The sequence below is a fragment of the Rhizorhabdus sp. P4_G6 genome (assembly GCF_056401045.1).
This window is the reverse complement of sequence record NZ_JBFUKC010000021.1, coordinates 1-24,150: the sequence shown is the minus strand read 5'-3', so window position 1 is coordinate 24,150 and position 24,150 is coordinate 1. Positions and strand designations below refer to the sequence as shown.

General features: G+C 64.3%; 26 protein-coding genes. 12 read left to right on the top strand and 14 right to left on the bottom strand.

The annotated features are described in order from the left end of the window. Positions 1-10: 10 nt before the first annotated feature. Entirely contained in the window at positions 11-586 is a 576-nt protein-coding gene (locus tag AC1DPF_RS16370; RefSeq protein ID WP_477866143.1) for a nucleotidyltransferase family protein, read from the bottom strand. Further along, the gene (locus AC1DPF_RS16365; protein WP_477866141.1) at positions 583-1,515 is read right to left on the bottom strand and encodes an XdhC family protein; all 933 of its coding nucleotides are present in this window, start codon (positions 1,513-1,515) and stop codon (positions 583-585) included. The genes AC1DPF_RS16370 and AC1DPF_RS16365 overlap by 4 nt, the downstream gene beginning before the upstream one ends. A 114-nt stretch (positions 1,516-1,629) precedes the next feature. Here AC1DPF_RS16365 and AC1DPF_RS16360 point away from each other — a divergent pair, with 114 nt between their 5' ends. Continuing rightward, positions 1,630-2,616, top strand: coding sequence for an adenosine kinase (locus AC1DPF_RS16360; protein ID WP_477866139.1), 987 nt, complete (start codon positions 1,630-1,632; stop codon positions 2,614-2,616). Between the two features lie 92 nt (positions 2,617-2,708). Here the strand turns inward: AC1DPF_RS16360 and AC1DPF_RS16355 are convergent, their stop codons facing one another. The 4 genes from AC1DPF_RS16355 to AC1DPF_RS16340 all read right to left on the bottom strand — a co-directional run bounded on the left by AC1DPF_RS16355 (position 2,709) and on the right by AC1DPF_RS16340 (position 5,215). Next, positions 2,709-3,137 carry an ExbD/TolR family protein gene (locus tag AC1DPF_RS16355; RefSeq protein WP_477866137.1) on the bottom strand — a complete coding sequence of 143 codons (429 nt, stop codon included), beginning with the start codon at positions 3,135-3,137 and terminating at the stop codon, positions 2,709-2,711. Between the two features lie 24 nt (positions 3,138-3,161). After that, positions 3,162-3,644, bottom strand: coding sequence for an ExbD/TolR family protein (locus AC1DPF_RS16350; RefSeq protein ID WP_477866947.1), 483 nt, complete (start codon positions 3,642-3,644; stop codon positions 3,162-3,164). 122 nt (positions 3,645-3,766) lie between these two features. Further along, positions 3,767-4,489, bottom strand: coding sequence for a MotA/TolQ/ExbB proton channel family protein (locus AC1DPF_RS16345; protein ID WP_477866135.1), 723 nt, complete (start codon positions 4,487-4,489; stop codon positions 3,767-3,769). A gap of 81 nt (positions 4,490-4,570) precedes the next feature. After that, positions 4,571-5,215, bottom strand: coding sequence for an energy transducer TonB (locus AC1DPF_RS16340; protein WP_477866133.1), 645 nt, complete (start codon positions 5,213-5,215; stop codon positions 4,571-4,573). 246 nt (positions 5,216-5,461) lie between these two features. On the opposite strand from AC1DPF_RS16340, the gene AC1DPF_RS16335 reads away from it, so the two are divergent. Further along, complete coding sequence (locus AC1DPF_RS16335) at positions 5,462-6,349, top strand: hypothetical protein (protein ID WP_477866131.1); 888 nt, start codon at positions 5,462-5,464, stop codon at positions 6,347-6,349. 38 nt (positions 6,350-6,387) lie between these two features. Here the strand turns inward: AC1DPF_RS16335 and AC1DPF_RS16330 are convergent, their stop codons facing one another. Both AC1DPF_RS16330 and AC1DPF_RS16325 read right to left on the bottom strand, forming a co-directional pair. Beyond that, positions 6,388-6,786 (bottom strand): dihydroneopterin aldolase, encoded by a 399-nt coding sequence (locus AC1DPF_RS16330; RefSeq protein WP_477866129.1) that lies wholly within the window; start codon positions 6,784-6,786, stop codon positions 6,388-6,390. Further along, positions 6,786-7,547 (bottom strand): SDR family oxidoreductase, encoded by a 762-nt coding sequence (locus AC1DPF_RS16325; protein ID WP_477866127.1) that lies wholly within the window; start codon positions 7,545-7,547, stop codon positions 6,786-6,788. Before AC1DPF_RS16325 ends, AC1DPF_RS16330 begins: the two co-directional genes overlap by 1 nt. A 234-nt stretch (positions 7,548-7,781) precedes the next feature. Here AC1DPF_RS16325 and AC1DPF_RS16320 point away from each other — a divergent pair, with 234 nt between their 5' ends. The 4 genes from AC1DPF_RS16320 to AC1DPF_RS16305 all read left to right on the top strand — a co-directional run bounded on the left by AC1DPF_RS16320 (position 7,782) and on the right by AC1DPF_RS16305 (position 10,779). Next, entirely contained in the window at positions 7,782-8,327 is a 546-nt protein-coding gene (locus AC1DPF_RS16320; RefSeq protein WP_477866125.1) for a GNAT family N-acetyltransferase, read from the top strand. Between the two features lie 75 nt (positions 8,328-8,402). After that, positions 8,403-8,969, top strand: coding sequence for a DUF1285 domain-containing protein (locus tag AC1DPF_RS16315; RefSeq protein ID WP_477866123.1), 567 nt, complete (start codon positions 8,403-8,405; stop codon positions 8,967-8,969). Beyond that, positions 8,966-9,577, top strand: coding sequence for a CoA pyrophosphatase (locus tag AC1DPF_RS16310; protein WP_477866121.1), 612 nt, complete (start codon positions 8,966-8,968; stop codon positions 9,575-9,577). The genes AC1DPF_RS16315 and AC1DPF_RS16310 overlap by 4 nt, the downstream gene beginning before the upstream one ends. After that, positions 9,574-10,779: a CCA tRNA nucleotidyltransferase gene (locus AC1DPF_RS16305; RefSeq protein WP_477866119.1), complete on the top strand. Its 1,206-nt coding sequence runs from the start codon at positions 9,574-9,576 to the stop codon at positions 10,777-10,779. The genes AC1DPF_RS16310 and AC1DPF_RS16305 overlap by 4 nt, the downstream gene beginning before the upstream one ends. Here the strand turns inward: AC1DPF_RS16305 and AC1DPF_RS16300 are convergent. Together AC1DPF_RS16300 and parC are read right to left on the bottom strand one after the other, a co-directional pair. Further along, positions 10,755-12,539 carry a putative bifunctional diguanylate cyclase/phosphodiesterase gene (locus AC1DPF_RS16300; protein WP_477866117.1) on the bottom strand — a complete coding sequence of 595 codons (1,785 nt, stop codon included), beginning with the start codon at positions 12,537-12,539 and terminating at the stop codon, positions 10,755-10,757. The genes AC1DPF_RS16305 and AC1DPF_RS16300 overlap by 25 nt on opposite strands. A 60-nt stretch (positions 12,540-12,599) precedes the next feature. Then, positions 12,600-14,849 (bottom strand): DNA topoisomerase IV subunit A, encoded by a 2,250-nt coding sequence (gene parC, locus AC1DPF_RS16295; protein WP_477866115.1) that lies wholly within the window; start codon positions 14,847-14,849, stop codon positions 12,600-12,602. A gap of 78 nt (positions 14,850-14,927) precedes the next feature. Here parC and AC1DPF_RS16290 point away from each other — a divergent pair, with 78 nt between their 5' ends. Then, positions 14,928-16,988, top strand: a complete 2,061-nt coding sequence (locus AC1DPF_RS16290) for a S46 family peptidase (protein ID WP_477962386.1) — start codon at positions 14,928-14,930, stop codon at positions 16,986-16,988. Positions 16,989-17,107: 119 nt separating this feature from the next. On the opposite strand, the gene phaR is transcribed toward AC1DPF_RS16290, so the two are convergent. Continuing rightward, complete coding sequence (phaR, locus tag AC1DPF_RS16285) at positions 17,108-17,674, bottom strand: polyhydroxyalkanoate synthesis repressor PhaR (protein ID WP_477866945.1); 567 nt, start codon at positions 17,672-17,674, stop codon at positions 17,108-17,110. Between the two features lie 94 nt (positions 17,675-17,768). Between phaR and AC1DPF_RS16280 the strand changes: the two genes are divergently transcribed. The 3 genes from AC1DPF_RS16280 (at position 17,769) to AC1DPF_RS16270 (ending at position 20,515) form a co-directional block, all read left to right on the top strand. Next, positions 17,769-18,761 carry an alpha/beta fold hydrolase gene (locus AC1DPF_RS16280; protein ID WP_477866111.1) on the top strand — a complete coding sequence of 331 codons (993 nt, stop codon included), beginning with the start codon at positions 17,769-17,771 and terminating at the stop codon, positions 18,759-18,761. 85 nt (positions 18,762-18,846) lie between these two features. Then, positions 18,847-20,019, top strand: a complete 1,173-nt coding sequence (locus AC1DPF_RS16275; RefSeq protein ID WP_477866109.1) for an acetyl-CoA C-acetyltransferase — start codon at positions 18,847-18,849, stop codon at positions 20,017-20,019. Positions 20,020-20,125: 106 nt separating this feature from the next. After that, entirely contained in the window at positions 20,126-20,515 is a 390-nt protein-coding gene (locus tag AC1DPF_RS16270; protein ID WP_477866107.1) for a PilZ domain-containing protein, read from the top strand. 25 nt (positions 20,516-20,540) lie between these two features. Here AC1DPF_RS16270 and AC1DPF_RS16265 read toward each other — a convergent pair whose 3' ends face one another. Continuing rightward, positions 20,541-20,696 carry a YdcH family protein gene (locus tag AC1DPF_RS16265; protein WP_477866943.1) on the bottom strand — a complete coding sequence of 52 codons (156 nt, stop codon included), beginning with the start codon at positions 20,694-20,696 and terminating at the stop codon, positions 20,541-20,543. A gap of 220 nt (positions 20,697-20,916) precedes the next feature. On the opposite strand from AC1DPF_RS16265, the gene AC1DPF_RS16260 reads away from it, so the two are divergent. Beyond that, positions 20,917-21,114, top strand: coding sequence for a YdcH family protein (locus tag AC1DPF_RS16260; protein WP_477866105.1), 198 nt, complete (start codon positions 20,917-20,919; stop codon positions 21,112-21,114). 132 nt (positions 21,115-21,246) lie between these two features. Here the strand turns inward: AC1DPF_RS16260 and dksA are convergent, their stop codons facing one another. Further along, positions 21,247-21,708, bottom strand: a complete 462-nt coding sequence (dksA, locus tag AC1DPF_RS16255; RefSeq protein WP_477866103.1) for an RNA polymerase-binding protein DksA — start codon at positions 21,706-21,708, stop codon at positions 21,247-21,249. A gap of 143 nt (positions 21,709-21,851) precedes the next feature. Next, entirely contained in the window at positions 21,852-22,232 is a 381-nt protein-coding gene (locus tag AC1DPF_RS16250; protein WP_477866101.1) for a preprotein translocase subunit YajC, read from the bottom strand. A 372-nt stretch (positions 22,233-22,604) separates the two neighbouring features. On the opposite strand from AC1DPF_RS16250, the gene serS reads away from it, so the two are divergent. Then, positions 22,605-23,882 carry a serine--tRNA ligase gene (serS, locus tag AC1DPF_RS16245; protein WP_477962384.1) on the top strand — a complete coding sequence of 426 codons (1,278 nt, stop codon included), beginning with the start codon at positions 22,605-22,607 and terminating at the stop codon, positions 23,880-23,882. Positions 23,883-24,150: the final 268 nt, after the last annotated feature.

The window sequence follows — 24,150 nt, the reverse complement described above, 5'->3', positions numbered from 1 at the left end:
CCCGGACTCGTCATGCAGCGAAGAGTCGCCGCGCCCGCTCCAGCGCCTCGGGCGTATCGACATCGATCTCCACGCCTGGGTCATCGCAATCCAGCAACGTCACCGGATGGCGCGCGAACAGCGCCCGCCCACCCTGGTCGCCGGTCAACCCCGCCAGTTCGCCAAAATGCCGTCGTCCCCACAGGACGGGGTTGCCGGGCCGCTGCTGGTAGCATGGCCGGACAATAGCAGCGGCCGATGCTCGTTGCGCGATCGCGATCAGCGTAGACGCGCGAACGAAGGGCATGTCGCCGAGACAGACTAGCACCGCCAGCCAGTGAGGTGGTGCGACGCGGGCCGCCGCCGCCAGAGAACAGCCCATGCCGAGCGCGTGATCGGCGGCCTCGACGATTACTGCCCGCCGCTCGAGCAGCGCCGCAACCCTGCTGCCGGGCGCGACCGCGACGATCGGTTCGCCCAGCCCGGCTGCGGCGATCGCCTCGCAGGCATGGAGGATGAGCGGCTTGCCGCCAAGATCCGCGAGCAGCTTGTTCTCGCCCATCCGCCGCGCGCTCCCTGCCGCGAGGAGGATTGCGCCAACCGTCACGCGCCGCGCAACGCCGCCGTCGCGCCCGCCAGGATCGATAGCGCGATCTCGGCAGGGGTCGCCGCGCCGATCGCGAGCCCGGCCGGCCCATCTATGCGGGCGAGCAGCTCGGGCGCGAAGCCCAGCGCTGCGAGCCGCTCGAGCCTCGCCGCATGAGTGCGCCGAGAGCCGAGCGCTGCAATGTAGAAGGCATTGCTGCGCAGCGCGGCCGCCAGCGCAGGATCATCGATCTTGGCGTCATGCGTCAGCGTGATCACCGCGGTACCTGCGTCAGGCCTCCATTCGGCGAACGCCTCGTCCGGCCAGCGTGTGTCTATCTCGATGTCGGCGAAGCGGCTCGCGGCGGCGAAGCTGTCACGCGGATCGACCAATTGCACATGATAGCCGAGTTGCCGGGCCAGAGGCACCAGCTTCTGGCCGACATGCACGGCGCCGACGATCATCATGCGCAGCGGCGGAGGATAATGATTGACGTAGCTCGCCTCGCGCGCGGCAGACGTCTCGATGCTGGTGCCGTTGGCAAGGTCGGTGGTGACGGCAAGGCCGAGCCCCTGCCCGCGTTGCGCGATGATGCGATCGAGCAGCCCGGGCGGATAATGCTCGGCGTCGATCGTCTGGATCAGGACCGAAATCTTGCCGCCGCAGGCGAGGCCGAAGGCCCAGGCATTGTCACCCTGTACGCCATAGTCGTGCCGTTCATGCCCCCCGCCCGACCGGATCAGCGCCCGGGCCGCGACGATGACATCCCCTTCGACGCATCCGCCGCTGACCGAGCCCTCGAACAATCCGTCGTCCCGGATGATCGCATGGGAGCCGCGCGGCCGCGGCGCCGATCCCCATGTTTCGATGACGGTAGCGATCGCGACGCCGTGGCCCTCCCCGACCCAGGCGCGGGCCTTGCACAGGAGATCACCGAGTTCGTCGAGCATGAGGCGGCCATTCAGTCATAGTTGGACTTGCCCGCGCGGATCGCGCGCGGCATGGAGCAGCCGGCTTTGCCACAATTTCTTCACGGGCGCACCCGCCCAGCGCAGGGGCACATAATGACCGAAGCGACCCTCGACGTCGTCGGGATCGGCAATGCGATCATCGACCTGATCGCCCATGCCGAGGACGATTTCCTCGACCAGCACCAGCTTGCCAAGGGCGGAATGACCCTGATCGACGAGCCCACCGCCGAGCGGCTCTATGCCGCGATGGGCCCGGCCACCCGCGCGTCGGGCGGATCGGCCGGCAACACCATTGCGGGCCTGGGATCCCTAGGCGCGGCCTGCGGCTATATCGGCAAGCTGCGCGACGACGAACTGGGTGCGGCCTACCGGCACGACCTGCTGGCCGGAGGCGTGCGCTTCACGACCGCGATGGCCTCGGACGGGCCCGCCACGGCACGTTGCATCATCTTCGTCACCTCGGATGCCGAGCGGACGATGAACACCTATCTCGGTGCCTGCGTGAACCTGACCGCGGCAGACATCGACGAGGCGCTGGTCGCCTCCGCCAGGATCACCTATCTCGAAGGCTATCTATACGACGAGCCGCACGCGAAGGACGCGTTCCACCGTGCCGCCGACATCGCCCATGACGCGGGCCGGAAGGTGGCGCTCTCGCTGTCGGACGCCTTCTGCGTGATGCGGCATCGCGAGGCGTTCCTCGATCTCGTCGCAAACCGAGTCGACATATTGTTCGCGAATGAGGCGGAGTTGCTGGCGCTGTTCGAAACCGATGACATCGAGGCAGCGCTGGCCGAAGTGAGCGGGATGGTCGATCTTGCAGCGATCACGCTCGGCGCCCAGGGTTCGGTGGTGGTGCGCGGCACCGATCGGATCAGCAGCTCGGCCGCGTCGGTCGCGCGCGTGGTCGACACGACAGGCGCGGGCGACCTCTATGCCGCAGGCTTTCTCTACGGGCTGACCCGGGATCTGCCGCTCGGCGAATGCGCCCGCATCGCCGGCCTGGCGGCGGCCGAGGTGATCTCGCACTTCGGCGCCCGTCCGGAAACACCGCTGCGGGAATATGCCGGACTGGCCTGAGCCGTCACTCGCCGCGTCGGCATCGACAGCATCCAACAAAAAGGGCGGCCCGGAGAGGCCGCCCTTTCCTTGTTCAGACTGTTGCAGCGGCCTTAGAAGGCGCCGCCATAAGCTTCGTTACCGACGAAACCCATCTTCTCGACCTGCGCACGCTTGGTGACGGCCAAGACCTGGTCCACCAGCACATATCGTGCCTGCGCATCGGGTTGCAGATGCAGCTCGGGGATCGGGTTCATCGTCTGCGTGATGTCCAGATATTGCCGAAGCCGGACCAGATCGATCGGGCTGCCATTCCAGAGAATCTCACCGGTCGGCGTGACCACAACCTTGTTCTTCACCGGATCGACCGGTGGAGGATTGCTGTTGTTGTCATTGACCGGCAGATCGAGCTTCACAGCGTGGGTCTGGATCGGGATGGTAATGATGAACATGATCAGCAGCACCAACATCACGTCGATCAACGGCGTGGTGTTGATGTCCATCATAGGCTCGCCTTCGGTCGTACTTGCGGCCATTGCCATGACTAAAACTCCTCGAAAGCGAGATCAGATACGCTCGTGGACCATGCCCGCCGGCGGCTCGGAAATGAAGCCGACGCGGGTGAATCCAGCGCGCTGCATGTTGTACACGGCGCCCCCGATGCAACGATAGGGCGTGTTGATATCACCGCGAATGTGGACCTCAGGCAATTCGAGACCGGGGGCATTGGGACCACCCTGGCGATCGATTTCCTTGCGCAGCTTCACGACGGCACGATCGATCAGTTCCTGAGCGGTCACGGGGGTCTGGCCCCAGTAAACCTGGCAGGCACCGCTCGGGGAAGCGCGCACGGTCAGTGCGACATTTTCCGGCTTGGTCGTCGTGGGCTCGAACACCACATTGGGCAACTTGACGGGAACGGTCTGGATCACGACCGGAACCGTGATCAGAAAGATGATCAGAAGCACCAGCATGACGTCGACGAGCGGCGTCGTGTTGATGTCCGACATCGGGGCGTCGTTTTCGGCGGGGCCCGCACTCATGGCCATCGGCACAAATCCTATCTACTTGGCGGCGTATCGGAGCATCGGCGCGTCGCGCCGTTTCCGGGCCATAACTTCCTCGGGAACGGGGCGGGCGCAGCGTGCGCCCGCCGCCGTCCGTCCGCCGATTACTTCTTGACGGCAGGCGCCGGAGCAGCCGCCTTCGTGGCGGGCTTCACCGCACCGGCCGACACCATGTAGCCATGGAGATCGGTCGAGAAGGCCGCCAGTTGCTCTGCAACCACCTTGTTGCGGCGGATCAGCCAGTTGTAGCCGAGGACGGCCGGAACGGCCACGGCGAGACCGAGCGCGGTCATGATCAGAGCCTCACCGACCGGACCGGCGACGGCGTCGATCGAAGCCTGACCGGCAGCACCAATCTTGATGAGCGCACGGTAAATACCGATAACGGTACCGAACAGGCCAATGAACGGCGAGGTCGAACCGACCGTCGCGAGAACCGCGAGGCCATTGCCGAGCTTCGAGTTTACCAGTGCCTGGCTGCGGCTGAGCGAACCGGTCAGCCATTCATGCTGATCGACCGGGTCGGTCAGCTTGGTGTGTTGGTCCTGCGCGATCAGGCCGTCGTCGACGATCTGGCGATAGGCCGAGTTCTTCTCGAGCTTAGCCTGGCCGTCGCGCAGGCTGGGCGCGGTCCAGAAGGTGGCGCGGGCGCGCTTGCCCTGGTTCAGGATCTTCTGCTGCTCGAGCAGCTTCGTAAACATGATGTACCAGGACGCCGCCGACATCACGACGAGGATGATGAAAACCGTCCATGCAATCGTACCGCCCTGCTCGAGAGCGGCCATGAGGCCATAGGGGTTGGAACCTGCGGCTGCGGGAGTAGCCATAAACTGAATTTCCTTCTCTGAAACTGTCTCTGCAATGGGTGTCAGGCGGAGCCGGTCGCGAGGACCCGCTCCGCCGGAAGGTCAATCCTTCGGAATTCTCCAGGTGAACCGACCATTGTACACGCTCGTGGTCGGGTTGCCCGACGAGTCCTTGCCCGGATTGAACCGCCCACGCCGCTGGAGCAGCGTGCAGGACGTCTGATCGAGCCGCGGGAAGCCGCTGCTGGACGTGACCGTACATCCGGTAACCTTGCCGTCGACGCCGACATCGAGCCTATAGGCCACCGTGCCCTCTTCGTTCGCGCGCAGCGAAGCCGAAGGATAGTCATCAGTGGACATCAGGGACTGGAAGTTCCCCTTCGGCGTTGCACGCACGGGCGCGATGGTCGGCGGAGCCGGCGGCGCAGTTGCGTGGATTACCGGCGGCGGAGCGACCGGAACATTCACGATAGTCGGAGCGACCGGCGCCTGCACCTGAACGATCGGCGGCGGCGCCACGACGGGCGGCGGCTCGATCTTCGTTTCAGGGGGCGGGGGCGGCGGCTTATCCGGGGGCGGAGGAGCCTCTTCATCAACGTCAAAGGTTTTCAGGTCGCGAGCCACCTTCTTGACGACGTTATACGCAAGCCCGGTGACGAACGCGTACCCGATGATCGCATGAAGCAGAATCACCAGCGCGATCGACACCGCCTTGCGGGTGCTCATCGATTGATCAGCATAAGCCATTAAGGAACGACACTCCCTCCAATCCATAAGCCTGCAAAAGGCCGGAAATTCACCAACGGCGATCCATTGGTGCCCGGCCCCTACCCGCCACAACTTGATTTGATATTTAGCGGAGGTGTGTCCTTATCGCGACAGTTCGCCCGACGCAATAAGCGAAACGCCATGGAGCTTGGTTTTCGGGCATTCCTCCCCCACTGCTTCGCCGCTATTGAGAGGGGTGAACATGCGGAAACGAGGATCGCACTGATGGATCTGCTGGATGACCGCCGCCGCCGGACCAGTTTTGGCATGGCCTTTGCTTTAGCGACTGCTTGCGTGGCGCTTCCAATCATGCCGGCAGTGGCACAGCCAAGCGCGTCGGCATCGCCTTTCCGCCCCGTAAATACGGGCCTTTCCTACGTTGACCTGGCCGATCTGGCATTGACGGCGCCGATTGTGGCAGGTGTTTCAGTGGTCAAATCGGAGCGACTGAAAGGCGCCTTGGCGCCCGGACTGGCTGCCGGTCGAGCCCGATTTCTTGTTCAGGCGACCACGATGATTCTTCTCCGGGGCGTCGATGGTATGCCCGGCACGGTCAGTTATATCGTCGATGTACCGCTCGATGCCGGAGGCAGGCCCCCAAAGTTGAAGAAAGGCCGGTTCATCCTGTTCGCAGACCGCGTTCCCGGGCGCCCCCTCGAGCTCCGGCTCACTTCGCCTTATTCACAGCTCGACTGGACGCAAACATACGAATCGCGGCTTAGAGCGATCCTGACGGAGGCAATTTCACCCGCTGCGCCGCCGATCGTCACAGGGATCGGAAGCGCCTTCCACGTACCCGGTGCGATTCCCGGCGAAAGCGAATCTCAAATTTTTCTCACCACCCGGGACAACCGGCCGATCTCGTTGTCGATCCTGCGGCGCCCGGCGGAGCAGCCGCAATGGGCGGTAGCGCTAGGTGAAATGGTCGATGACAGCGCCCGCGCGCCGGCCAAGGACAGCCTGCTGTGGTATCGGCTCGCCTGCTTCCTGCCTTCGCGCCTTCCCGATACGAGTGTTGCAGCGCTGTCGGAAGGAGACGCCGCGGCAGTCCGCGAGGACTATGGCTTCGTGCGGGAGCAGCTCGGCACCTGCGACCGAACCATCGGAAAATGATGAGCTACTCCCTCTGCGCTGCTGCATGTTCGGGAGAATCAGAAGGAGCTCAGCTCCACTCCCACCGCCCTGCAGTCGGGGTATACATCCGGCTTGCTTGTCGCGATCCGCAGGCCCCGAACTCCTGCGCGCGCCGCGACCAGCGCATAAATTTCGCGAACGAGCGTTTCCTGCAGGTTGTAACGTCGGCCCTCCACGAGCCGCAGAATCTCCGATCGGAGGAAGTCGTAATCCCAGGCAGCGGCGACATCGTCGACCGCAGCAAAACTGTCGTCGTCCAGCCATAGCTCCACGGTAACGAACACGCGCTGCGGGTTGCCGACTTCGAAATCGTGAAAGCCGATATCCACCGGCACCGCCAAATCGCGCAATATGATCCGCCGTGTACGCGGCAACAGGTGTTCGGGCACGAGGCCGTCGAGCGAGGCAATATCCATCAGAGCTCCATGAACTGGACGTCGCGTGGCAGGCCCAGGAAGCGCTGCCCCCCGTCGAGCGTGATCGTTTGTCCAGTGATCGTCGGCACCGCGATCAGGAATCGCAGAGCGGCGACGATCTCGCCGACCTCCACGCCTCGCCCAAGCGCATTCATGCTATGAACCATTTCGAAATTTTCCCGGCTTTGCGGACCGGAGACGAGCGTGACTGCCGGTGCGATGGCATTCACCCGTATGCCTCGACCGGCCAGGCTGCGGGCCAGCAATTCGCTGAAGCCGGCGAATGCCATCTTCGAAACGGTGTAGGAGAAGAAGTCGGGGTTCGGCTGGGATAGCTTCGCATCCAGCATGTTGACGATCAGTCCGCCCGCACCTGCCGGCACGACTGCGGCGAATGCCCGCGACAGCAGAGCCGGTCCGCGCACGTTGGCGGCCATATGCATGTCCCAGTTCTCGATCGAGAAATCGTCCAGCGCATCATAGACGAAGGCCGACGCGCTGTTCACCAGCAGGGCGGGCGGCGGCATGCCTTCCAGCGCTGCTATGACGCGCTCGGCCCCGTCGGCCGCGGCAAGGTCAGCCTGAACGGTCCGCGCTCCGGGCAAACTGGCGGCGAGCGCCTGCGCCTCTGCCTCCGAGTCGCGGTAATGGATCAAGATGTCCCAGCGGTCCGCGAAGAGCGCCTTGGCGATTTCCGCACCGATCCGCCTTGCAGCACCGGTGACGATCGCGGTCCTGCGGGGGCCGAACTCGGGTGTCATGGTGGCATTCGATAGGCGCTGCCCGAAAATCGGGCAAGCCGAACGACCATGATATGATCCGGCTTCGAAGCGCCCGCTCTCCCGGGCTTATCCACAAGCTATCCACAGAAGATGGGGAAAACACGATCTCACCGGAACGGCGGCCTGCTTCTGCCGGGCCGCGATCACCGTTATTGCGGCGGCCGGCTTTGGACCTTAAACGCCGCCCCTGTCAGACCCAGGATCCCGGCTACATTGATCAAGCTCGTACCCATTGCGTCGGTTAGCACCTCCGATATCGACGCCCTGCTCGACCTCGCCTTCGGCCCCGGGCGCCGGCAGCGCACTGCCTACCGCCTGCGCGACGCCGCCGAGCCGATCCCGGAACTCAGCTTCGCGGCGATCGAGGATGGCGTGCTGACGGGATTGATCCAGTGCTGGCCTGTGCAACTGACCGAGAGCAATGGCGACGTAACGCCACTGACCCTGGTAGGGCCCGTCGCGGTTCATCCCGACCGCCAGCGCGACGGGATCGGGCGCAAGCTGGTCGAAGCGGCTCTTGCCCGTGCAGACGCCGACGATCGCGAGCCGATGATGCTGATCGGCGACGCGATCTATTATGACCGGTTCTTCGGCTTCTCCGCGCGTCACACGCGGGGTTGGACGCTGCCGGGTCCAGTCGATCGCGATCGGCTGCTGGCACGGCTGCGCCCGGGCCAGACCGTGCCCAGCCACGCGGCCCTCGGCCCTCGGTATGGGCCAGTGCCCGGTTTGCAGAAAACCGCGAGAACCGCGCAATAGGCCGCCTCCGGAACGCCATCGCCGGTTGCGATCGCCCCCTTGTGCAGGGCTGCGATTGACGGCACATCGCCCAACATGCCCGAGAGCCATCCACCACCCGATCTGGCCGGCCTGTCGCTGAGCGACATCGCCGCACTTGGCGCGGAAAACCGTCTGCCGCCGGTGGACCGCTGGCACCCCGCTCATTGCGGCGACAGCCACATGCGAATCGCAAGCGATGGCACCTGGTTCCACGAAGGCTCGCCGATCGGCCGGCCCGCGATGGTGCGCCTGTTCTCGACGATATTGCGGCGTGAACCGGATGATAGCTACGTGCTGGTCACGCCCGCCGAGAAGCTGTCGATCCTCGTCGATGACGCACCCTTCGTCGCCGTGGAGATGAAGGCCGAGGGAGCCGGTCCCGATCGCCGGCTGGCGTTCCGGCTGAACACCGGGGATCTTGTCATCGCCGACGCCGAGCACCCGCTTCGAGTGGTCGAACGCTCGGATGGGCCGCATCCCTATGTCCGGGTACGAAAAGGCCTCGATGCCCTGATCGCCCGTCCCGTCTATTATGAGCTGGCCAACATTGCGTTGGACGAGAGCAGCGAGCCGGTGGGCATCTGGAGCGCAGGCGAGTTTTTCGTTCTGGAGGCGCAGTGAGCAGTCTCGCCGATCGGCTGCGCTACAGCCTGGCCGCCCACCCGGAGCGCGACGGCCATGCTCCGGGCTGGATCGGGGAGCAGGTACAGGATCTCTCATCTCTGTCGCACGCTGCCGTGCTGGTACCGATCATCGATGCCCCGCAGCCGCGCGTGCTGATGACCGTGCGCGATGCCGGGCTGCGTGCGCATGCGGGGCAGGTCGCTTTTCCGGGCGGACGAATCGATCCGAACGACGAAGGCCCGATAGCGGCGGCGCTGCGCGAAGCTTGGGAAGAGGTGGGCCTCCCCCCCGAGCAGGTTGAGATCGTCGGCACCACCCGATCGCATGTGACAAGGACAGGCTACCTCATAACGCCGGTGATAGCCGTAATCCCGGAAGGCCTGGAGCTGCGGCCACATGAAGCAGAGGTGGCCGGGCTGTTCGAAGTGCCGCTGGACATTCTGCTCGCGGAGGCAAGTCATCTGCGAAAATCGACCGTCTTCAACGGTATCGAACACCATTATTACGAGATCGATTGGCCGCACGAACGAATCTGGGGTGTCACGGCCGGCCTGATCGTGGACTTCGCGCCACGGCTGCGCGCTGCGATCGGCTCGCCGTCATGACATCGCTGCCGGATGCGGCATGGCGGCGCAATGCGGGGCTGGACGCCCTCATAGCAGCGATGGGTGGCGACGAAGCGCTAGTCCGCTTTGTCGGCGGCGCCGTGCGGGACACGTTGCTGGGCCTGCCAGTCAAGGACATCGATTGCGCGACCCGGCTCCTCCCGGAGGAAAGCATGCGTCGAATTGCCGCCGCGGGGTTCAAGCCGATCCCGACCGGCATAGCCCATGGCACGGTCACCGCCCTCCTGCCCTCCGGACCCGTCGAGGTGACGACGCTGCGCCGCGACGTCGCCACCGACGGACGTCGCGCGACCGTGGCCTTCACCGACGAATGGCGCGAAGACGCCGCGCGACGCGACTTCACGATCAACGCGCTCTCGGCGGACCCGCAGACCGGTACGGTCTACGATTATTTCGGTGGCCTCGACGATCTCGCCAAGCGACTAGTCCGCTTCATCGGCGATCCCCTGCAAAGGATCGCCGAGGATCATCTCCGTATCCTGCGGCTGTTTCGCTTCCATGAGCGCTTCGGTGCCGGCGACCCCGATCCCGCAGCATTGGCCGCTTGCATCGCCCGCGCCAACGACCTGATGGCGCTTTCCCGTGAACGCATTGCCGACGAGTTGCTCAAGTTGCTCGGCGGCGAAAATCCCGCCCCTACGGTCCGGCTGATGGTCGACAATGGAATTCTCAGGCCGATCGTCCCGGAGGTCGATCGGCAAGGCGTGGACCGGCTGACCCGATTGACCGCGCGCGAGCTGGCGGCGGGCGTGGCCGGCGATCCGTTGCGGCGATTGGGGGCGCTACTGCCGCAGGATGCCGTGATCGCCTCGTCGATCGCCCGCCGGCTCAAGCTCTCGAAGACTGCCGCGCGGCGCCTCGAGCAGGCTGTGTCGGACGACGGTACCACGCCAGGCAACCTCGCCTACCGGTTCGGCCCCGAAGTCGCGAGCGACATCCTGCTGCGCAGCGATCGTGATCTGGACGAGCTCGGCCTGGATCAGCTGCGCGGCTGGGTGCGACCCCGCCTTCCGATCGGCGGCGGCGATCTCATCGCGATGGGGTTGCGCGCCGGTCCAGGTGTCGCGGCGACGCTGCAAGCGATCGAACGGCGCTGGATGGCAGAGCAATTTCCCGACAATGCGCGCGTCGCGGCTATCGCCGCCGAGGAAGTCCGTCAGGCCCTGCGGGCGGAGAGATAGGCATAGGCATCGTCGGCCTTGAGCGGCCGCGCAAAATAATAGCCTTGTGCCACGTCGCAGCCCAGCCCGATCAGCGTCTCGACCAGTTCCTGGGTTTCGACACCTTCCGCCGTGGTGGTCATGCCGAGCGCGGACGCGAGGCCCAGTACGGCGCGCACGATAGCCACAGAGTCGCGATCGTGCAGCATCGGCGCGATGAAGCTGCGATCGATCTTGAGCACGTCGATCGGCAGCTTCTGAAGATAGGCGAGGCTCGAATAGCCCGTGCCGAAATCGTCCATCGCGATCAACACGTCGAGGTCATGGATCGCGCGAAGAATATTGGCGATGCGATCCGGATCACCGACGATGCAGCTTTCGGTCAGCTCGATTTTCAGCCGGTTGCCAGCGACTCCGCTCTCCATCAGCGCAGCATTGATTGCTGCAACGACATCGTCGCGGTGGAACTGCACCGCGGAGACGTTCACCGCCATGTGGACAGCCAGCGGGGCGCCCGCCTTCCGGTCCCATTCGGCGAGCGCACGGGTCGCCGCGCGTAGCGCCCAGCGGCCAAGCGGAACGATCAGCCCCGACTCTTCGGCCACCGGAATGAACTCGGACGGCGAGATCCAACCCTTTTCGGGGTGGTCCCACCGCGCTAGAGCCTCGAACCCTATGACCTGGCTGCTGTGAAGGTCGATCAGCGGCTGATACGCCAGCTGGAGCTGATCACGCTCGATCGCGCGGCGCAATTCGGTTTCCAGGCTGAAGCGCTGGCGTGCCGCCGTGCTGTCGCAAGCCTGATAGATCTCGGCACGGCCAGAATGCTTGGCTCGCTTCATCGCGAACTGGGCGTTGCGGATCAGGTCCTCGACCGTTTCGATCGTCGTGGACATCATCGCAACGCCGACCGCGCAGTCGATCTTGATCTCGAGATCGCCGAGGCGGATCGGAGTCGAGAGACACGCCATCATGCGGCGGGCCGCGCGCATCGCCTCAGACGAATCGTCAGCCACGCTGAGCAATACCGCAAACTCATCACCGGCCAGACGCGCCAGCAGGTCGCCTGCGCGAAGTGCGGAGATCAGCCTGCGCGCGACGGTGATGATCAGTTCATCTCCTGCGAGCGAACCGACACCCTCATTGACCCGGCTGAAGCGAGTGAGGTCGATCAGCAGCACCGCGAACTGACGACCTTCGGCCTCGAAGTTCGCCATCGAATGCTCGACATGCTCGGCAAATGCTGCCCTATTGGGAAGCCCCGTCAGGCTGTCGCGCATCATCTGCGAACGCAGCGACCGCTCCCCTTCGACCTGCTGGGTGCGATCGATCAGCGATATGATGCAGCGGGGAACAGGTGATTCGCCGACCGACAGCCGCGACAGCCGAACCGCGAAATGACGGCCGCTGATTCCGTCGCCTTCCTGCATGTCGAGCGACCGGTCGCGCTCGTCCGAATGGAGGAAGGCGGCAAGTTCGGCCATGAGCGGCAAGGCGATGCCGGCGCAGAGATCGAGCGCCGCATCAGCTTCCGGCAATCCCCCACGGCGTTGCGAAAGCTGCAGAAATGCGACGTTTCTTGCAAGGATCAAAGGTTTTTTGTCGACCAGACCGATCAGTGCGATGGCGATCGGGAGCGTATCGATGAACTCCTGCTGCGCGGCTGTCCGCGGCGTAGCGAGCAGTTCCTGCAGCGCCACGGGCAGCATGTGCGAAGACAATGGCGAGCGGTCTTCGATCCGCTCGGGAGTCTTGATGATCTCGGTTTTGGCCGCCCGCATGGTCTGACCGCATTAGCAGCGCAGGGTTAACGCACTCTTTCGAAAGGCTTAGAAGCAGTCTCAGCCGAAACGATTGTCTCGGGGAAATCCTATGGGCGGCATTCGCCCAGCAGCACCACGCGCCGCGCGCCACGGGGTGAGATCGCTTTCGCTCCGCGTCCGCCCGCTGTCACCACCCATTGTCCAGCTCAGTCCGGCGTCCAGTTTGAAGCTGATCGCATCGGAAAGCCCGCCATCCTTGTAGCGCTGGATGGTCACGCCCTGGCCACGCGACATGCGTGGCAGTTCGGCCAAGGGAAATACGACCATCTTGCGATTGTCGCCGATCGCGGCGACATAATCGTCAGCTTGGCCGATCTGGTGGATCACCTTGAGGCGCCCGCCCTCACGCAGGTTGACGACCTGTTTGCCCTTGCGGGTTTCGGCGGTGACGTCGGCCATGTCCACGACGAAGCCCTTGCCCTCGGCCGAGGCGAGCAGCAACTCGACCCCGGGCTTTGCCACCAGCAGTGCCGCGATCCGCCCATCGGCCTCCACGTCGGCGAACAGGCGCACCGGTTCTCCGAAACCGCGGCCACCCGGCAACCTGTCGGCAGGCAGCGTGTAAAAGCGGCCCTGGTCGGTAGCGAGCAGGATACGATCGGTAGTCTGCGCCCGGACCGCATAGGCCGGACCGTCACCCTCCTTGAACTTCACCGCTGCAAGCGCGGCATCATCGACATGGCCCTTCATCGCCCGAATCCAGCCGCGCTGCGACAGGATCACCGTCACCGGTTCACGCTCGACCATCGCCTCGAGCGGGATTTCGCGCGCCGGCCCCGCTTCCGACAGAGTCGTCCTACGCACGCCCAGCGGGGTGTCGGGCCCATAGCGGTCGCGCAACGCGATCAGGTCGCGCTTCATCCGGGTCCGCTGGCGCGCGGGGCTCTCGATAAGCGCCTCCAGCCCCTTGCCCTCGGCATCGAGCGTGTCGCGCTCCTTCTTGATCTCATATTCCTCGAGCCGTCGCAGGCTGCGCAGCCGCATGTTCAGGATCGCCTCGGCCTGGCGATCGCTTAGCCCGAATTCGGCGATCATCACCGGCTTGGGCTCGTCCTCCTCGCGGATGATCTGGATCACGCGATCGAGGTTGAGATAGGCGACGAGATAGCCGTCTAGCAGCTCTATCCGATCGGCGATCTTCGCAAGCCGATGCCTGGACCGGCGAACCAGCACGTCGAACTGGTGCTTGAGCCACGCAGCAAGCGCCGCCTTGAGACTCATCACGCCCGGCGTGCGATTCTCATCCAGCACGTTGAGGTTCAGCGGGACGCGCACCTCCAAGTCGGTGAGCCGGAACAGGCTTTCCATCAACATACCGGCATCGACAGTGCGACTGCGCGGCTCGAGGATGATGCGGATATTCTCGTCGCTCTCGTCACGAACGTCTGCCAGGATCGGCAGTTTCTTGTCGTTGATGAGTTCAGCAATCTGCTCGATCAACTTCGACTTCTGAACCTGGAAAGGGATCTGCTGGACGACGAGGTGCCATCCACCGCCCTTCTCGTCGACCTTCTCGATCAGCGCGCGAACGCGGAATGCGCCGCGCCCGCTAGCATAGGCGTCGGCGATCGACGCAGCGCTGTCGACCAGCACGCCACCGGTCGGGAAGTCCGGGCCCTGCACGAACTGCATCAACTCGGCCGTCTCGGCCTCGGGCTTGTCGATCAGATGCACCGCGGCATCGACGAGCTCGGCGACGTTGTGCGGCGGGATTGACGTGGCCATGCCGACCGCGATCCCGCTGGCGCCATTGGCGAGCAGGTTGGGAAACAGGCCCGGGAAGATCTCCGGCTCTTCCTCCTCGCCATTATAGGTCGGGCGAAAATCGACGGTGCCTTCATCGAGGCCGGCCATCAGCTCGCCGGCCGCCGCTGTCAGCCGCGCCTCGGTGTAGCGCATCGCCGCGGCATTATCCCCGTCGACATTGCCAAAATTGCCCTGCCCGTCGACCAGCGGATAGCGCAGCGAGAAAGTCTGGGCGAGGCGGACCATCGCGTCGTAGACCGACTGGTCGCCGTGCGGATGATATTTGCCGATCACGTCGCCAACGACGCGGGCGCATTTCTTGTAGCCTGACGCGGGATCGAGCCGCAGCAGCCGCATCGCCCAGAGCAGCCGGCGATGGACCGGTTTCAGCCCATCGCGAACATCCGGCAGCGAACGCGCGGTGATCGTCGACAGCGCATAAACGAGATAGCGATCGGATAGGGCACTATCGAAAGGAGTGTTGCGGATGCTGTCGTCGGGCAACTCGGCGAGATCGGTCATGGCTGGGTATTAGGGTGGGCTTGGCAATCGGACAAGGACGTGACGATAAGGAGCACATCGATATCACGGAGCAACTCCATGCGTCATAGCCTGCTTGCGGCCACCGCCATCATCGCCCTCTCCCCCTTCGCCGCGCATGCCGACGAAGGCATGTGGACCTTCGATGCCTTTCCCGCCGCGAAAGTGAAGTCGGCCTATGGCACCGCGCCGGATCAGGCGTGGCTCGATCGGGTCCGGCAATCGGCGGTGCGGCTGACCGGCGGATGCTCGGCCTCGGTGGTCTCGCTGCAGGGGCTGGTGCTTACCAACAACCATTGCGTCGTGGATTGCGCCCAGGCGCTGTCGACGGCGGGCAACGACCTGATGAAGAACGGCTTCGTCGCCGCCGACAAGCCCAAGGAGCTGAAATGCCCGGGCCAGCAGGCGGAGATTGTGACGTCGATCAGCGATGTTACCCCCGAAGTCCAGAACGCGATCGGCACGTCCAGCGGCGCGGAGTTCACCAAGGCGCGCGACGCCGCGATCTCGACGATCGAAAAACAGAGCTGCACCGATGCGGCGCGCGAGCGCTGCCAGGTCGTAACCCTGTTCGGCGGCGGGCAGTACAAGCTTTACCGCTACCGCAAATATTCCGATGTGCGGCTGGTCTATGCGCCGGAATTCCAGGCAGCCTTCTTCGGCGGCGATCCCGATAATTTCAACTTCCCGCGCTACGATGTCGATGCCGCGTTCCTGCGCCTGTACGAGAATGGCAAGCCGGTAGCGACCAAGGCGCATCTGACGTGGAACGCGCAGGCGCCCAAGGCCGGCGAGCTGACCTATGTCGTCGGCAATCCGGGCAGCACGCAGCGGCTCTACACCCAGGCGCAGATGGCTTTCCAGCGCGACACCGCCCTCCCCGCGACCGAGCTGCTGCTGTCCGAGCTGCGTGGTCGGCTGATCAGCGCGATGGCGACCGACGACGAAAAGGCGCGCACCGGATCGGACCAGCTGTTCGGCTTCGAAAACAGCTACAAGGCCTATTGTGGTCAATGGCAGGCGCTGCTGGATAGCGGCTTCTCGGGAAAGCTCGCGGCCAGCGAACAGGCATTGCGCGCGAAGGTCGGCACCGATCCCGCACTGAACGCCAAGGTCGGCGATCCTTGGAGCGAGGTCGCCAACGCTGTCGCCGCCTATCGCACCTTCTACGACGATTATACCTGGCTCGAACGCCGGGCCACCATCTCGGACCTTCTCTACGACGCGCGCCGCATCGTCCGAGCGGCACAGGAACGCGCCAAGCCCAATGCGGACCGGCTGCCGGAATATGGCGACGCACGCCTTCCGCTGCTGGAAAAGGAACTGATCGACGAGCGCCCCTTCTATCCCTGGCTCGAAGAGCTCGAGATCGGAACATGGCTATCCAAGGCGCGCGAGCACCTGACGGTCGACGCTCCAGCGGTCAAGCGGCTGCTCGGCAAGGAATCTCCCGAGGCGCTGGCCAAGCGGCTGGTATCGGGCACCAAGCTGGCCGATCCGGCGGTGCGCAAGGCGTTGCTCGATGGTGGACTGGCGGCGGTACAGGCCTCGGACGACCCGTTGATCAGGTTCGTCCTCGCAACCGATGCCGATGCTCGCGCCGTGCTGCAGCGCTACCGCGCCGAATATGACGCGCCGGTCACGGCGGCGCAGTCGCGGCTCTCGCTCGCCCGCTTCGCGGCCTATGGCGATGCCATCTATCCCGATGCGACCTTCACGCTGCGGATCAGCTATGGTTCGGTGCAGGGCTGGACCTACCAGGGCCAGACGGTACCCGATCGCACGGTCTTCGGGGGTCTTTACGAACGGGCGACTGGGTCAGTGCCGTTCGACCTTCCGCCAAAATGGGCGGCGGCCGAAAGCAGGATCGACAAGATGCGCGTCATCAACTTCGTCACCACCAACGACATCATCGGAGGGAATTCCGGCTCGCCGGTGATCGCGGCGGATGGCTCGGTGATCGGGGCTGCCTTCGACGGCAACATCCATTCGCTGGGGGGCGCCTATGGCTATGATGCCAGCGTCAACCGCACGGTCGTGGTCTCGACCGGCGCAGTCCAGGAAGCGCTCACCAAAGTCTATCCTGCGCCGGCGCTGCTGAAGGAACTGCGCGGACACTGATCGCCCGCCTCCGTCGGGCGGGCTAGCGCAGCGGCCGGGCCTCGCGGGCAGCGACCGGCTGCTCTCTGCCGATGTCATCCCTGTCGCGGTGCAGCCCCGCCCGCCTGGGGTGGCTGCCGCTATTTGAGCCTGTCGATCTGTTCCTGCATGGCCGCGAGCTGGGCCTTGAGCTGCTCCACCTCATTGCGCGGCTGCGTGGGCGGCGGCGTGCCGGGGGCCGTCGCGGCGCCAGCGGCACCACCCTTCGGCTTGAACGCGCTCGCGGCCGCTTCGAACATCTCCATGTTACGCTTGGCGATCTCGGCGAAAGGACCGCCGGCAAACGCGCCTTCCATCGCCTGGCGGAACTGGGTCTGGTTACGGCGGAACGCGTCCATCGATGCTTCGAGATATTGCGGCACCATCGATTGCATGGAGTCGCCATAGAGCGAGATCAGTTGACGCAGAAAACTGACGGGCAGCATCGTCTGGCCGCGGGTTTCTTCTTCCATGATGATCTGGGTCAGGACATTATGGGTAATGTCCTCTTCGGTCTTGGCATCGATTACCTTGAAATCGCGCCCCTCGCGTGTCATCGCGGCGAGATGATCGAGCGTAATGTAGCTCGAAGTTTCCGTATTATATAGGCGGCGGTTGGCGTATTTCTTGATGATGACCGTACCTGAACCGTCCGATGATTTCGCCATGATACCCCACCTGCCAACCAAATCCACGTGCAGCATAGCATCGAATCATGCCGCGCTGCAACACAGGCCGCGCCCGCTTCCGCTGTTCCTCGACATGTTGCGCAACGAAACCGCGGGCGACGTGACGAGAATGCGCAGGGCCTTGGCCGGGCTGAAGTCGTACCAGACCGCCCCGCGGACGCCGCGGACGGCCGCGCCTACCATTATCGGCCGGATAGGCCGGGTCTCGCTGCGCAGCTTTGGCGCACAAGGACGGCCCGTGCTGTTCGTTCCCTCCCTGATCAATGGTTCGGATATCCTTGATCTGACCACGGAAAACTCGATGATGCGCGGGCTCGCGGGCTGCGGCCTGAACCCCGTGCTGCTTGACTGGGGCTGTCCCGATGCTGACGAACGGGATCTCGATGTAGGCGGGCATGTCGAACGCTATGTCCTGCCTGCGCTCGACATGATCGGCGATGACGCCGCCCTGGCGGGATATTGCCTCGGCGGAACGATGAGCATCGCCGCTGCCGTGCTCAGGCCACCAAAGGCGCTCGTCCTTATTGCGGCGCCTTGGGATTTCTGTGGTTTCCCTTCGCAGACGCGAAACGACCTGCAGCAATTGTGGGCGGCCGCCGAACCTGTCGCCCGCGCCTTAGGCCTGTTCCCCGCTGAGATCCTGCAGCAAATTTTCTGGCGGATCGATCCGGCCCGCACCGTCGCCAAATTCGAGAATTTCGCCGACAAGGACCCTTCAAGCGCGGAGGGGCAGAATTATGTGGCGGTCGAAGACTGGGCCAATGACGGCCCGCCCATGTCGCTCGCCGCGGGCCGCGAATTGATGGAAGACCTGATGGTGAAGAACGTCAGCGGCCGCGGCCTGTGGCGGATCGGCGGCCGCATCATCAATCCCGCTGCGCTCGATGTGCCGGTGCTCAACATCGCCTCCACCACCGATCGGATTACGCCGGCGGAAAGCGCCTGGGCCGGCGGCGAACGGGTCGCCCTGGCGGAGGGACATGTGGGAATGATCGTGGGCCGCAAGGCCCCCGATTCGCTGTGGAGCCGTTTGGTCACATGGCTTTCGCAGGTGCAAAAATCCTGATAGGAGACGCGCGGATTATTCAGTGCGACAGGCACCTTTGGTTCATGCCGGCCATTCGCACATGCACAAATGAGAGGAGCGACTAATGAGCGATATCGTCATCACGGGTGCTAAGCGCACTGCAGTCGGCAGCTTCCTCGGTGCATTCGCGACGATGCCGGCCCACGAACTCGGCCGTGTCGCAATCCAGGCAGCGCTTGCGCAAGCCGGCGTCGAGGGAATCGATGTCCAGGAAGCCATCCTGGGTCAGGTGCTGACGGCCGGTCAGGGTCAGAATCCGGCACGGCAAGCGGCGATGAACGCCGGCATCCCCAAGGAGGCAACCGCATTCGGCATAAACCAGGTCTGTGGATCGGGCCTCCGTGCCGTTGCGCTCGCGGCCCAGTCGATCCGCTGCGGCGATGCGCGGGTGGTGGTCGCTGGCGGCCAGGAGAGCATGTCGCGATCCGCCCACGCGCAGAATCTTCGCGCCGGGACGAAGCTGGGCAACAGCTCGCTGGTCGACACGATGGTCCATGACGGCCTGACGGACGTGTTCAACGGCTATCATATGGGCATAACAGCAGAGAACCTGGCCGAGAAATATCAGATCAGCCGTGCCGAACAGGATGAGTTCTCGTTGGGCAGCCAGAACAAGGCCGAAGCCGCGCAGGCAGCAGGGCGGTTCAATGACGAAATCGCCGGCGTCGCAGTGAAAAGCCGTAAAGGCGAGACGATCGTCGACCGCGACGAGTATATCCGGCTCGGCGCGACCATAGACGCCATGTCGGGCCTCAAGCCCGCCTTCAAGAAGGACGGCACCGTCACCGCAGCCAATGCCAGTGGCCTCAATGACGGCGCCGCCGCGCTGGTATTGATGACCGCCGAAGATGCGGCGGCGCGCGGTAGCCCCGTGCTCGGGCGGATCGCGAGCTGGGCTACCTGCGGCGTGGATCCGTCGGTCATGGGCATCGGCCCTGCACCCGCGTCGAAGCTCGCGCTGGAAAAGGCGGGATGGAAGCTGTCGGACCTCGACCTGATCGAGGCCAATGAGGCGTTCGCGGCCCAGGCGCTCGCCGTTGGCAAGGAACTCGGCTGGAACAGCGATATCGTCAACGTCAACGGCGGGGCGATTGCGATCGGCCATCCGATCGGCGCCTCGGGCGCACGGGTGCTGACGACGCTCCTCTACGAAATGGCACGGCGGGATGCGAAGAAAGGCCTCGTCACGCTATGCATCGGCGGCGGCATGGGCATCGCCATGTGCATCGAGCGGTAGGCTGCAGCCGGCACGGAAAGGTAATCGGGGGCTAGCGGCCCTGTTTAACTCGCCGTCAATCAATCGGGTGTCTAATCCCGCGGTCTGTTACAACCGAGGGAAATTCATGTCCGACGCCATCGAACAGGACGGCGCCCTGCCCGGCAAGCGGACGCGGCAGCGCGATTCACTGCTGCTGATGGGGACAATCAAGGCGGCGGGCGACTATGCGCGCCAGACGCAATCGATTCGAGTGCGCAATCTGTCGTCGACCGGGCTGATGGCGGACGCGCAGGTGAATTACGACCTTGGCGCGAGCGTCGAGGTCGGCCTGCGCGGTGTCGGCATCGTCTCGGGAGAGATCGTCTGGGTACGTGGCGGGCGAATCGGCATTACCTTCGCCGAAGCCATCGATCCGAAAAAAGCGCGCCGACCCACCGCCGCTGCCCCGGACGAGCATCTGCGCAAGATCGTCGATATCGGGAAGGTCCGCCGGCCTGGATTGAGGATCGACTGACCCTCAATCCCCGAGCTGGCGTTGTTCAGAGGCGGGCAAGCGCCTCTTTAATTCGGAGTTTCTGCTTCTTCAGCTCGCTGATGAGCACGGTATCGGGCGCTGGCCGTCGCGACTCCGCCGCGATACGGGCTTCAATGCCGGCGTGCTTGGCGAGCATTGCGGAAGAATGGGTAGTCAACATCAAGACTGTCTCCTTTCATCTCCGACTGGGCTCTCCAATAAAACATGATTCCGAGCGGCTGTCTCGTCCAAAAAAAAGCCTCGTCCGAACTTGAACACGACTGGCCGCGGCACGCGCGAATCCTGGTTCCGCAGCGGCGCGTCGGCTTTCGACGGGCTTGAGCGCAGCCCCGCTATACCGCTAGAATCATTTCGCTTGGTATGGGTTTGGAGCGAGTCGATTGGACAGTGAAGTCATTGCGCGACGAATCGAAATCCTCAAGCAGGAGCATGGCGACCTCGACGCCGCGATCGAGGCGCTGCTGGCCGCCCCAGCGATCGATCAGCTCCAGATCGCCCGTATCAAGAAGCGCAAGCTGCGGCTGAAGGACGAGATCGCTTTGCTCGAGGACATGCTGATCCCGGATATCATCGCCTGAATCGTCGCAACGCGCTGCGGCAGGTCGATTTGGGGACGTCAGTGGCCTGCCCGGAAGTCCGCAGCCCGGATATCGACTCGCAATGGAAGCCCTCGCCGCCAGAATTTGGCGGGTGAACAACAGGCGAGGGGTTCACTCCTCGCGGCTGACCTTTTCGTTGCGCTCGTGGCGCTCTTGCGCCTCGACCGTCATGGTAGCGATTGGACGGGCTTCGAGACGGCCGAGGGAAATGGGTTCCCCGGTCACTTCGCAATAGCCATATTCGCCCTCTTCGATACGCCGTAGCGCAGCCTCGATCTTCGAGATGAGCTTGCGCTGGCGATCACGGGTGCGGAGCTCGATCGACCAGTCGGTTTCACTCGACGCACGGTCGGTAAGATCGGGCTCCCGCAGCGAATCGACCTGGAGTTGCTGAAGCGTGCCAGCCGATTCCTTGAGGATCGAATCCTTCCAGCCGAGCAGCTTGGTCTTGAAATACGCCAACTGGCGGTCATTCATGAAAGGTTCGTCGGGTGAAGGCCTGTAACCGTCGAGATCTGCAGCCACGTTCACGGGTTCCCGACCATTATACACGTCACTCAGCGACGATGCCATGCGACTCTCCGCCCTATCGTTCGGCTACAGCCCGGCTCCTTAGCCGTCACGGTTGCCGCCCGCGGGCCTATAGACAGCGCCACGCCCGCACACAAGCGCGGAGCTATGTGCGGGCGTCGAATTTTCAGGGCTGTCAGTCGCGATCACCCGGCCGGAGAGCCTGCTCCTTTCGCGGCCGCTTCAAGCTGAGCCTGGGTCATGCCGATCACTGCGCCCTTCGGGCCGGCGGCGATCGCGCTCTTGGGCAGCTTGGCCTTAGCGTTCGGCGTGGCGACAGTCACCAGATCACCTTCGACAGCCTCGATCGTGCCGACCGCGCCGCCATTCTGATCGGTCACGACGGTGCCCGGCTTCAAGGAAGCCAAAAACTGCTGCTGCTGGCTTGCCACCGCGCCCTGCGCGGCTGCCTCCAGTTCGACTTTGGTCATGCCGAGCAGCAAGCCTTTGTCACCCTTGGCAAAGGATGAGGTCGGGACGCTCGCCTTCACCGTGCCGGTATCGATTACCGCGATGTCGCCGTTCACCGAGGCGATCGTACCAACCGCACCGCCATTGGCATCGGTTACCGCTGCTCCAGTCGTCACGGTAGCCGCGGCGGCAGGCGCTGCACTCGTTGCCTGTGCCAAGACCGGCGCAGCCGCGCCCGCAAGCAATGCCGCAGCCAGAAAAGCCGTTCGTAATGTCACATCCATACTCCTTATGTGATTCGAGAGACACATATGCAAAGTGACGCGACACGCGAGGATAGGTTCCCTCCCGTTTCGATTAAATGCGCTGCAAGCAGGCCGGAGTGCGACTCGCTGTCGCGAGGCCATGCAACATCGACCCGCCTTGTCGCTTTCGGTTCCGCTCCCGTGGCGGTTGCGCGGATATTGCTTCGAGGCCATAGGGCGGCAATGCATGATATCCGCCTGATCCGCGACGACCCCACCAGCTTCGACGCAGCTCTCGCCCGCCGTGGCGCGGCGCCAGCCTCGGGCGCGCTGCTGGCGCTCGACGAGCGCCGCCGCGCCATCGCCACGGCGTTGCAGTCGGCCCAGGGTCGCCGCAACGAAGCATCGAAGGCGATCGGCCAGGCCAAGGCCCAGAAGGATGAGGCAACCGCGTCGGCGCTGATGGCCGAGGTCGCCATCCTCAAGGAAAAGATGCCCGCTCTCGACGCCGAGGGCAGCGAGGTCGAGCAGGCGCTCAACGCTGCGCTGGCGGCCATCCCCAACCTGCCCGCGGACGGCATTCCGGAAGGAAGCGACGAGGACGGCAATGTCGAGCAGCACCGTTGGGGAATCCCGCCCAGCTTCGACTTCCCTGCGCGCGAGCATCCCGACTTCGCCGGACCACTCGGACTCGATTTCGAAGCCGCCGCGCTGATCTCGGGCGCGCGCTTCGCCGTTCTCAAAGGCGGCATGGCGCGGCTGCAGCGCGCGTTGGGCGCGTTCATGCTCGATTGCCAGACCGCCCGCGGCTTCACCGAAGTCATCCCTCCGCTGCTGGTGCGCGACGAGGCGATGTTCGGCACCGGGCAGCTTCCCAAATTCGCAGAAGACCTGTTCCAGACAACCGACGGCCGCTGGCTCATTCCCACGGCCGAAGTCAGCCTCACCAACATGGTGCGCGAGCAGATCCTCGGCGAGGCGGAATTGCCGCTCAAACTCACCGCTCTGACCCAGTGCTTCCGCTCCGAAGCAGGCGCGGCAGGACGCGATACGCGCGGGCTGATCCGCCAGCATCAGTTCGAAAAGGTCGAGCTGGTGGCGATCGCGGCCCCCGAGCAGTCGGAAGCGATCCATGAGGAGATGACCAAGGCGGCCGAGGCGATCCTGGAAGCACTGGAGCTTCCCTATCGCCGAATGTTGCTGTGCACCGGCGACATGGGCTTTACGGCGCGCAAGACCTTCGATCTGGAGGTCTGGCTGCCGGGACAGGCGCGTTACCGCGAGATCAGCAGCATCTCGAATTGCGGCGACTTCCAGGCACGGCGGATGAACGCCCGCTACCGGCCCTCGGGTGAAGCGAAGGGAACCCGCTTCGTGCATACGCTCAACGGCTCGGGGCTGGCGGTCGGCCGCACGCTGGTCGCGGTGCTGGAAAATTATCAGCAGGCGGACGGATCGGTACGGATACCCAAGGTCCTGCAGCCCTATATGGCCGGAATTACGGAGCTGCGGCCGGCATAAGGATATCGCTGGCGGTCGGTTTTCCGGTCGCGATCCTGATCCACCATGCTTTTTGTGACGGCAGCGGCGCGGCGGGGTGGCAAGCCGGTCCAAGGCTGCTAACAGGTCGGCATGGCATTGCTGAACCGTTGCTCGACCACGTCTGCGCTGATTGCGCTGATGCTCACATCGGCCTGTATTCCAGCCCCTGATCGTCCGGCCCCGCCAGCACCCCCGCCGCGCGAGCAGCGCCCGACGCCGCCGGCCGCAGCGCCCGACGCCGCCGGCC